This is a genomic window from Propionivibrio sp. (genome assembly GCF_049316945.1).
Lineage (GTDB): Bacteria > Pseudomonadota > Gammaproteobacteria > Burkholderiales > Rhodocyclaceae > Propionivibrio.
Map to the genome: position 1 here is coordinate 1 of NZ_JBMOJE010000334.1, position 2,177 is coordinate 2,177.

Consider the following 2,177-nt stretch of genomic DNA (forward strand, 5'->3'; position numbering starts at 1 on the left):
GGATCGCTGTGCTCCATTGAACGGTATTGGGCTTAGAACCCCCATCAGGCGGGTCAACAAGGCAGGATAAAAAAACATCGCTGAATAAGGCATCCGGCACATCGGCAGGGTTCAGGCATTTGAAATTTCTATCTGCATACGCCGACGCACAAACACCACAAATTCATCCACTGGCAATGGCCGGCTGAAGAAGTAGCCCTGGAAGGCATCGCATTGGGCTTGCGCCAGAAAGTCGCGCTGTGCTGCAGTCTCCACACCTTCTGCGATCACGTTCAGCCCAAGGCTATGGCCGAGCGTGACCACGGTTTTGGCAATGGCAGCATCGTTCGGGTCCACCAGCACATCGCGCACAAATGACTGGTCAATTTTCAGTTGGTCCAGCGGCAGGCGTTTGAGGTAGGCCAGGGACGAAAAGCCAGTGCCAAAGTCGTCCAGAGAGAATTTCAAACCCGTGGATTGAAGCACGACCATTTTTTCCACTATTTCCTTCACGTTGTCCACCAAAAGGCTTTCAGTAAGTTCCAGCTTGAGCTGCGGCCCCTTCGCACCGGTACGATGGAGTACTGAAAGAACCTTGTCCACAAAGTCAGGCTGGCGAAATTGCACCGCACTGACATTGACCGCCAATATCAAATGGGAAAATTGGGATTGTGAGGCCCATTTGGCCAGTTGGATGCAGGCGGTCTCCAACACCCAGTCGCCCAGCGGCACAATCAAGCCCGATTCTTCCGCCAGCGGGATGAAATTTGCTGGCGATACCATGCCTCGCACCGGGTGGAGCCAGCGCACCAGCACTTCAGCCCCTGTGACCGCATTGCTGGATGCGTTCACCTGTGCCTGGAAATGCAACAGGAATTGCTTCTCGTGCTGCCCCTGGCGCATATCCCTTTCCAGCAAGGCGCGCTCCAACACCACAGCCTGCATCGTGGGGTCAAAAAAGTGCATCGCATTGCGCCCCGTCGCTTTGGAGCGGTACATGGCCAGGTCGGCCTGTTTCAGCAGGTCGTCTACCTGCGCCCCATCGGATTTGAACAGGGTGATGCCAATGCTGGCAGAGCTTTGGAACTGCACGCTGCCCAGGGTGTATTCCTGCGCCAAAGTGGTCAATATTTTCCCGGCAACCAGCTCGGTGTGCGTCGCTGCCTCCACCGACGCTGCGCTGAGGTTGCCCAGTACCACGACAAACTCGTCTCCGCCAAAACGCGCAACGGTATCGCCATCACGTAGGCATCGGGTCAGACGTTGGGCCACTTGCTGTAACAACAAGTCGCCCTTGTCGTGTCCCAGCGTGTCATTGAGTGTCTTGAAGTTGTCAAGATCGATGAATAGCAGTGCCCCATGCGTGTCGTTGCGGTGCGCTGCCGTCATGGCCTGCTTCAGCCGGTCCAACAACAACGTGCGGTTGGGCAACAAGGTCAACTGGTCAATGAACGCCAAGTCTGCAATTTTGTCTTGCGCGCGCTTTTGTTCCGTGATGTCGGTTTGCGCGCCAACGAAATGCGTTACCTTTCCTTCCTCATTCTTCACGGCGGTAATGGTGAGCCACACCGGATAGATATCGCCACTCTTGCGGCGATTCCATGCCTCACCACTCCAATTGCCCGTGGTTTTGATGGACTGCCACATCTGGCGGTAAAAATCGCTGCCATGCCGACCGGACTTGAGCAGGCTGGGTGTCTTGCCCATGACCTCTTCGGCGGCGTAGCCGGTGGTCTCTAAAAAGGCCTGGTTGACGCGCAAGATGACTTGATGGTCATCGGTAATCACAATGCACTCCTGCGACTCAAAGGCTGTGGCGGCAAGGCGCAGCTCGGCTTCATCGCGTTTGCGTTGCGTGATGTCGGTGCCCACCCCGCGATAACCCATGAAAGTCCCTTGGGCATCAAACCGTGCCTTGCCGCGAATTTCGGCCCAATAGAGAACTGCATGGTCAGCCGTCCGTGTTGCGTAGCGCAGAACAAAATTGCGGCGCGCGTCCAGATCAGCGCGGTGCGCAGACCATTGGTCGGCTGTAAGGTTGGTGTTTTGATCCCAGGGCTGGCTGCCAACGAGTGCGCTGGAACCCAGTGCCGCCTGCATCGCAGGCGAGGTAAACGTGAACCGGTAATTTTCGTCCTGTTCCCAGAACCAGTCTGAGGAGAGTTCCACCAGGTCACTCATGCGATCTTCGATGTCCC

General features: G+C 56.3%; 1 protein-coding gene. It reads right to left on the reverse strand.

Annotation, left to right across the window (positions count from 1 at the left end; all coding sequences use genetic code 11):
- Positions 1-111: 111 nt before the first annotated feature.
- Positions 112-2,160 (reverse strand): putative bifunctional diguanylate cyclase/phosphodiesterase, encoded by a 2,049-nt coding sequence (locus tag ACOYNV_RS27760; RefSeq protein ID WP_422903057.1) that lies wholly within the window; start codon positions 2,158-2,160, stop codon positions 112-114.
- Between the last annotated feature and the right edge of the window lie 17 nt (positions 2,161-2,177).

Bases quoted from the DNA above. Each gene is read 5' to 3' on its own strand.
- ACOYNV_RS27760 (WP_422903057.1), bottom strand. From the start codon at position 2,160: ATGAGTGACCTGGTGGAACTCTCCTCAGACTGGTTCTGGGAACAGGAC.